Below are 8,184 nucleotides of genomic sequence, written 5' to 3' on the forward strand. Positions count from 1 at the left end.
CCCCACTACTGGTAAATCCCCAAAAAAAACCCCCGCCGACGCGGGGTTCATTCCATCCGGCCATGCCGGCCAGCGGCCGGCACAACCCGCGAACGATCAGTTCGCCTTGTGGATGGCGCGCTTGCTGACCGCCATCGCCGCGTCGTGGATCACTTCCGACAGCGACGGGTGGGCGTGGCAGATGCGGGCCAGGTCGTCGGCCGAGCCGCTGAATTCCATGGTCAGCACGCCTTCGTGCACCAGCTCGGAGACGTTGGCGCCGACCAGGTGCATGCCGAGGATGCGATCGGTTTCGGCATGGGCCAGGATCTTCACGAAGCCCGCCGGCTCGATCATCGCCACGGCACGGCCGTTGGCGGCGAACGGGAAGCTGCCGGCCTTGTACGGAATGCCCTCGGCCTTCAGCTGGGCTTCGGTCTTGCCGACCCAGGCCAGTTCCGGCTCGGTGTAGATGACCCACGGGATGGTGTCGAAGTTGACGTGGCCCGGCAGGCCGGCGATCAGCTCAGCCACCGCGATGCCTTCCTCGAAGCCCTTGTGCGCCAGCATCGGGCCGCGCACGCAGTCGCCGACCGCCCACACGCCGTCGACGCCGGTGTGGCAGTGCGCATCGACTTCAATCTGGCCGCGCTCGTTGACCTTGACGCCGGTGCCTTCGGCCAGCAGGCCCTTGGTGGCGGCGCGACGGCCCACGGCCACCAGCAGCTTGTCCACGGTCAGGGTCTTTTCGCCTTCGGCGTCGGTGTAGGTGACGATGACTTCCTTCTTCTTGCCCTTGCCGGTGATCTCGGTCTTGGAAACCTTGGCATTGAGCTTGATGTCCAGGCCCTGCTTCTTGAACTCCTTGGCAGCGGTCTTGGCCACTTCGGCGTCAGCAGCGGCCAGGAACTCCGGCATGGCTTCCAGGATGGTCACTTCAGCGCCCAGGCGCTTCCACACGCTGCCCAGTTCCAGGCCGATCACGCCGGCGCCGATCACCGCCAGGCGGTTCGGCACTTCGGTGAAGTCCAGGCCGCCGACGTTGTCGACGATGGTCTCGCCGTCGAACTTGGCGAACGGCAGCTCGATCGAATCCGAACCGGCCGCGATGATGACGTTGGTGCCCTTCAGCTCGACTTCCGAACCGTCGTGCTGCTTCACCTTGACCACGTTGCCTGGCTGCAGCTGGCCGAAGCCGTAATAGGCGGCGACCTTGTTGGCCTTGAACAGCATGCCGATGCCGCCGGTGAACTGCTTGACGATCTTGTCCTTGCGGCCAATCATCGCCTCGACGTCGATCTTGGCATCCTTGAAGCTGATGCCGTGGTCGCCAAAGATGTGGCCCATGTTCCAGAACTGGCGCGAGGAATCCAGCAGCGCCTTGGACGGGATGCAGCCCACGCGCAGGCAGGTGCCGCCGAGGGCCGGCTTGCCGTCCTTGCCCAGCGCTGCGTCGATGCAGGCGGTCTTCAGGCCCAGCTGGGCCGCGCGGATGGCAGCGTGGTAACCGGCCGGGCCGGCACCGATGACGACGACGTCGAATTGTTCAGCCATTGAATTACTCCTTGATGCATTACCAGAACCCCTCCGCGCAGGCGCGGAGGGGCGGGAGGTTTCTTACAGGCCGAACAGCATGCGGCCCGGGTTTTCCAGCTGGTTCTTGATGTCCACCAGGAACTGCACCGAGTCCTTGCCGTCGATGATGCGGTGGTCGTAGGACAGCGCCAGGTACATCATCGGCGCGATCACGACCTGGCCGTTCTGGGCGATCGGACGCTCCTTGATGGCGTGCATGCCCAGGATGGCGCTCTGCGGCGGGTTGATGATCGGGGTCGACAGCAGCGAACCGAAGGTGCCGCCGTTGGTCACGGTGAAGGTGCCGCCCTGCAGTTCCTCCAGGCCCAGCTTGCCGTCACGTGCCTTCTTGGCGTAGTCGGCGATGGTCTTCTCGATGTCGGCGAACGACATGCGCTCGACGTTGCGCAGGACCGGCGTGACCAGGCCCTTTTCGGTCGAGACGGCGATCGAGATGTCCGAGTAGCCGTGGTAGATGATGTCGTCGCCGTCGATCGAGGCGTTGACCAGCGGGAAGCGCTGCAGCGCGTTGGCAGCGGCCTTCACGAAGAAGCTCATGAAGCCCAGCTTGATGCCGTGGGCCTTGACGAACTCGTCCTGCAGCTCCTTGCGCGCGGCCGAAACCTTGGACAGGTCGACTTCGTTGAAGGTGGTCAGCATGGCGGTGGAGTTCTTCGACTCCATCAGGCGCTCGGCAATGCGCTTGCGGATGCGGGTCATCGGCACGCGCTCTTCCGGACGTGCGCCACCGGCCTTGCCGGCGCCGCCGTTGCGGGCGAAGTTGACGATGTCTTCCTTGGTCACCGCGCCACGACGGCCGGTGCCGTCGACGTCGGCCGGGTTCACGCCTTCGGTGATGGCGGTGAAGCGGGCGCCCGGCGGCAGCGCGTCGGCGGCCGACTTGGCAGCCGGGGCCGGCGCAGCGGCAGCGGCCGGAGCAGCGGCGGCCGGTGCGGCTTCAGCCTTCTTCTCTTCAGCGGCCGGGGCCGGAGCCGCAGCTACGGCGCCTTCTTCGATGATCGCCACGACCTGACTGGAGGTCACGGTATCGCCTTCCTTGAACTTGATTTCCTTGAGCACGCCGTCAACCGGCGACGGCACTTCCAGGACGACCTTGTCGGTTTCCAGGTCAAGCAGGTTTTCGTCGCGCTTGACGGCGTCGCCCACCTTCTTGTGCCAGGTGGCGATGGTGCCGTCGGCGACGGATTCGGGCAGTACCGGGGCTTTGACTTCGGTGGCCATTGCGGGAGCTTCCTGGTTTGTCTTCTAAATAGGGGGGAGAGTTATTCAGCGACCTGGTCGTTGAACGGGTTGACCAGTGCGTCGGCGATCAGCTGCTGCTGCTCGCGGACATGGTCAGCCATGTGACCGGCAGCCGGCGAGGCCGAACGTGCGCGACCGGCGTAGTGCAGGTTCTGGCCATCGGCCAGGCAGAACTGCAGGTGGTGGCGGATCTGGTACCACGCGCCCTGATTCTGCGGTTCTTCCTGCGTCCACACCACGTCGGTGGCCTTGCCGTACTTCTTCAGCTCGGCAGCCAGCAGCGCACGCGGGAACGGATACAGTTGCTCCACGCGGATGATCGCCACGTCGTCCTGGCCACGCTTGGTCTGGTCCTCCAGCAGGTCGTAGTAGACCTTGCCCGAGCACAGCACCACGCGCTTGACCTTCTTGGCGTCGGCATTGGCGTCGCCGATCAGGTGCTGGAACTCGCCGTTGGCCAGCTCGTCGAGGGTCGACACCGCCAGCTTGTGGCGCAGCAGGGACTTCGGCGACATCACCACCAGCGGCTTGCGGGTGGTCATGTGCAGCTGGCGACGCAGCATGTGGAAGGCCTGGGCCGGAGTCGACGGCACGACCACCAGCATGTTCTCCAGCGCGCACAGCTGCAGGAAGCGCTCCAGGCGCGCCGAGCTGTGTTCGGGGCCTTGCCCTTCATAGCCGTGCGGCAGCAGCAGGGTCAGGCCGGAAATGCGGCCCCACTTGGCTTCACCGGCGGCGATGAACTGGTCGATCACCACCTGGGCGCCGTTGGCGAAGTCGCCGAACTGGCCTTCCCAGATGCACAGCGTGTTCGGATCGGTGGTGGAGAAGCCGTATTCGTAGGCCATCACCGCTTCTTCGCTCAGCAGCGAGTCGATGACGGTGGCCTTCTCCGGCGAATCCACCAGCTGCCGCAGCGGCATGTAGTAGTTGTCGGTCTTCTGGTCGTGCAGGATCGCGTGGCGGTGCGTGAACGTACCGCGGCCGACGTCCTGGCCGACCAGGCGCAGTGCATGGCCTTCGTCGAGCAGGGTGGCGTAGGCCAGGTTCTCGGCAAAGCCCCAGTCGCCCGGAATCTCGCCGGCGGCCATCTTGCGGCGGTCGTCGTAGACCTTGGCCACGCGCGAGTGCAGCTGCACTTCGTCCGGGATGGTGTTGATCAGCCTGGCCAGTTCGACCAGCTTGTTCTTCTCGACCTTGGTCGAGACCGGGTCGGACAGCTTGCCTTCCAGCAGCTTCGGCCAATCGACGAACAGCGGGCTGCTCGGCGGGGTCTTCTCGACCTTGGCCAGTTCGGTGGTCACTTCACCGGCGTCCAGCTTCTCGCGGTAGGCATCGACCATCGCCTTGCCGGCACCGGCGGCGATCACGCCTGCCTTCTCCAGCTGCTCGGCGTACATCTCGCGGGTGGTCGGGTGCTTGCGGATCACCTGGTACATCAGCGGCTGGGTGATTGCCGGTTCGTCGGCCTCGTTGTGGCCCCAACGGCGGTAGCACATCAGGTCGATGACCACGTCCTTGGCGAACTTCTGGCGGAACTCGAAGGCCAGCTGCGCGGCGAACACCACCGCTTCCGGATCATCGCCGTTCACGTGCAGTACCGGCGCGGCGATCATCTTCGCCACGTCGGTGGCATAGCGCGTGGAGCGCGTATCCAGCGGGTTGGAGGTGGTGAAGCCCACCTGGTTGTTGACCACGATGTGCACGGTGCCACCGACGGCGAAGCCGCGGGCCTGCGACATCTGGAACAGCTCCATGACCACGCCCTGGCCGGAGAAGGCCGCGTCGCCGTGGATCAGGATCGGCATCACCTGCTTGCGGGCGGTGTCCTTGCGGCGCTCCTGGCGCGAACGCACGGAACCGGCCACGACCGGGTCGGCGATTTCCAGGTGCGACGGGTTGAACGCCAGCGCCAGGTGCACCGGGCCGCCTTCAGTGGCGACGTCGGCGGAGAAGCCCATGTGGTACTTCACGTCGCCGGCCGAAGCGTGCTCGTCGTGCTCGAACTTGCCCTCGAACTCGTCGAACAGCTTGCGCGGGTTCTTGCCCAGGGTGTTGACCAGCACGTTCAGGCGGCCGCGGTGGGCCATGCCGATCACCACGTCCTTGACGCCATCCTTGCCGGCGCTGCGGATGATGGTGTCCATCATCGGGATCAGCGAGTCGCCGCCTTCCAGCGAGAAGCGCTTCTGGCCGACGTACTTGGTGTGCAGGTAGCGCTCCAGGCCTTCGGCCGCGGTCAGGCGCTCCAGGGTGCGGCGCTGGGTGTCAGCGTCCAGCTGGTAGTTGCCACCGGCCGCTTCCAGCTTCTTGTAGATCCACTGGCGCTGCTCGACCTCGGAGATGTGCATGAACTCCGCACCGATCGAGCCGGTGTAGGTCGCCTTCAGGCGTGCCAGCAGGTCGCGCAGCTTCATGCGCGGCTGGCCACCGACGCCGCCGGTGCTGAACTCGCTGTTGAGGTCGGCATCGGACAGGCTGTGGAACGGCAGGCCCAGGTCCGGGGTGTTGACCGGTGCGGCCAGGCCCAGCGGGTCCAGGCGGGCGTCGAGGTGGCCGCGGGAGCGGTAGGCGGTGATCAGACGACCGACATTGCGCTCGCGCTCGTCGCCCGCACCGCTGCCGGTGCCAGCTTTCAGCGCATCCTTGGCCGCGTCCGCGATGTGGGAGATGACGGCCGAGTGCGGAATGTCACCTGCTTCACGGCCCTTGAAGCCATCGAAGTAGGTTTTCCATTTGGGATCGACACTATCCGGGGAGACCAGGTACTGCTCGTACAGGTCCTCGACATAGGAGGCGTTGCCGCCGGCGAGTTGCGAAGATTGCGCAAACTGCTTCAGTTGATTGTCCACGATGGAGGGTGTTGATTCGCTTTGTGGGGTATGGCTTCAGAAGGACCCGGCAGGAATGATGAATAGCCCTGCGCGGGCGCGTTCAAACAGCCAAATTGTACCCCCAACGGGCCACGAAGGGGCATTGCCGCAGGCAACCCGCGTCCTCGGGTGCCGGTTCCAGACAGGTTGGGTCGGCGGCGCCGGCTCAGATGCCGAGCGCGCGCAGTTCGCTGCAATCGCGCGAACGGTCCCAGACACGCAGCAATTGCTGCTCGAACGGCTGCGAACGTGCAGGCAGTGCGATGCCGGCCTCGCCGTCGAGGCGATGGCCGATCAGACGAAAGTAGAAGTCGCCCGCATCGTTGAGCAGGCAGGCCGAGGCCAACGCACGGTCGACCGGATCGCTGACCTCGCGGAACCGGACCACGCTGGGCAGGCGCTGGGCCAGCGCCAGCAGTGGGGCGCCGGCAGCGGCGATCGCAGCGGCATCGTGCACGATCACCCGCAGCTGCTTGTCGTGGCGGGCAGTGACGAAGCGGCGCAGCGCGGCCTGCACCGTAGGCGTGTCGAGCAGGCCCGGGTCGAGCTGGCGGCTGTGCAGCCACAGCTGGCGACGGGCGCGGTGAATGACGGCGGTAGTGGCCGCCACGGCCTCGGAGCGGCTGTCGATGGCGCTGGCCGCGCCCAGCCGCCGCCGCATCTGCTGGTGGCCGATGCCGGCCTCCTCGAACACCTCGCCCTCGGGCAGGAAGCCCTGGCGGGCATAGAAGTCGCGGGCGGGCAGCTGGGCGTGCAGGTGCAGTTCGGCCAGGCCGAGCCGGCGCCCGGCCTCCACCAGTGCCTCCAGCAGAGCCTCACCGACGCCCTGGCTGCGATGGTCGGCCAGCACCGCCATGCGACCGATGCGGCCATCGGGGGCCAGGCGGCCGGTGCCGACCGGCAGGCCTTCGGCGTCCAGCGCCAGCACATGGGCGCTGACCGGGTCCAGCGCGTCGCGTTCCAGTTCGGCGGCGATGCCCTGTTCCTGCACGAACACGCGTTGGCGCACGTCGTGGATGGCAACGTGGGCGTCGGCGTGGCTGACCTGCTGGACCCGGACCATGGCGGCAGGGCTCAGGCGCGACCGTCGTCGCTGTCGTCTTCGTCGTGATCCTCGAAGTTGACGATGACCTCGATGCCGTCGTCGTGCACGGTCACGGTGTGGACATCGTCGGACACCGCGTCGGCGTCGATCGCGTCGACACGGTCACGGCCTTCAACCACTTCGCCGAGCACCACGGCGTCTTCGCCGTCATCCTCATCTTCAGCGTCATACACCTCGTTCGGATCGATCAGCTGGAACACGCCACCGGCCAACAGCTGCTGGACCACCGCGCGGCCCTTGTCGGACAGGCCGCGATAGGCGGCGGCATCGAGCTGCTCGGCGCCGGCCAGGCGCTGCGCGTCCTTCACCGGCAGCGCGAAGTCCTGGCCGCTGACGTACAGGCTGGCGCCACGCTTGGCCCGGCGCCAGGCCAGGCGCGCCCAGGGGTGACGCTGCAGCAGCAGGCCCGAGGCCAGGGCCTGGACCACTTCCTCCGGTGCGGGAGCGGCCTGGTGAGCCATCACTTCGCCGGCGGCGCGGTAGGTGGTGATGAAACGGCCGAACCAGTCACCCAGCTTGTCCGGGTCGTTCATGCGGATGGCGTTGAGCGCGGTGATCACCCGCGCCATCGCCACCGTGTCGATCTCGTTCGGGTCAGCCGGCACCTTGAGGTCGGCATCCTGATAGCGGATGTTCTCGTCGGCATCGGCAATCAGGGTGTCCAGGTAGTCGCTGATCAGCTCGGCCGAGGACGGCGCGCGCATGCCGAAGGAGAAGGTCAGGCAGGGGTCTTCGGCGACGCCGTGGTGCGGCACGTTCGGCGGCAGGTAGAGCATGTCGCCCGGCGCCAGCACCCAGTCGTGGGTGGGCTTGAACACCTTCAGCAGCTTCAGCTCCACGTCCGGGCGGAAGCCCAGCGGCGGCTGCCTGCCCTTGATCGATTCGCTGGCATCGATCTGCCAGCGGCGATGGCCGTGGGCCTGCAGCAGGAACACGTCGTACTGGTCGACATGGGCGCCGACCGAGCCGCCGGTGGCGGCGAAGCTGATCATCACGTCATCCATGCGCCAGCGCGGCAGGAAGCTGAAGTGCTCGATCAGGGCGCGCACGTCCGGGTCCCACTTGTCCACGTCCTGCACCAGCAGGGTCCAGTCATGGTCGGGCAGGGCGGGGAACACGTCTTCCTGGAACGGGCCGGTGCGCACGCGCCAGCCGTCCTGGGTCTTGTCGTGCTCGATCAGGCGCGCCAGCACGCCTTCCTCGCAGGCCAGCCCGGCCAGGTCTTCCGGCTGCACCGGGGTCTGGAAATTGGGGAAGGCGTTGCGGATCAGCAGCGGGCGTTTCTGCCAGAAGTCGCGCAGGAAGGTGGCCGGCGCCATGCCCAGCGGCTGGCCGGGGCGGGCGGTGACTTCGATCAGGGGGGCGGAGGACTTGCGGGCGGCCATGGGG

The 8,184-nt window shown here is 66.7% G+C and carries 5 protein-coding genes; all 5 read right to left on the reverse strand.

The window, feature by feature from the left end; translation table 11 throughout:
- Positions 1 to 96: 96 nt before the first annotated feature.
- The gene (lpdA, locus tag O0J15_RS19570; RefSeq protein ID WP_019660412.1) at positions 97 to 1,533 is read right to left on the reverse strand and encodes a dihydrolipoyl dehydrogenase; all 1,437 of its coding nucleotides are present in this window, start codon (positions 1,531 to 1,533) and stop codon (positions 97 to 99) included.
- 63 nt (positions 1,534 to 1,596) lie between these two features.
- Positions 1,597 to 2,796 (reverse strand): dihydrolipoyllysine-residue succinyltransferase, encoded by a 1,200-nt coding sequence (sucB, locus tag O0J15_RS19575; protein ID WP_019660411.1) that lies wholly within the window; start codon positions 2,794 to 2,796, stop codon positions 1,597 to 1,599.
- 41 nt (positions 2,797 to 2,837) lie between these two features.
- Positions 2,838 to 5,669 carry a 2-oxoglutarate dehydrogenase E1 component gene (locus O0J15_RS19580; protein WP_019660410.1) on the reverse strand — a complete coding sequence of 944 codons (2,832 nt, stop codon included), beginning with the start codon at positions 5,667 to 5,669 and terminating at the stop codon, positions 2,838 to 2,840.
- Between the two features lie 187 nt (positions 5,670 to 5,856).
- Entirely contained in the window at positions 5,857 to 6,753 is an 897-nt protein-coding gene (locus O0J15_RS19585) for a GNAT family N-acetyltransferase (protein ID WP_155029822.1), read from the reverse strand.
- Positions 6,754 to 6,764: 11 nt separating this feature from the next.
- Positions 6,765 to 8,180, reverse strand: a complete 1,416-nt coding sequence (locus tag O0J15_RS19590) for a cupin domain-containing protein (protein ID WP_019660408.1) — start codon at positions 8,178 to 8,180, stop codon at positions 6,765 to 6,767.
- Between the last annotated feature and the right edge of the window lie 4 nt (positions 8,181 to 8,184).

The sequence above is a fragment of the Stenotrophomonas sp. Sm10 genome (assembly GCF_030985515.1).
Lineage (GTDB): Bacteria > Pseudomonadota > Gammaproteobacteria > Xanthomonadales > Xanthomonadaceae > Stenotrophomonas > Stenotrophomonas hibiscicola.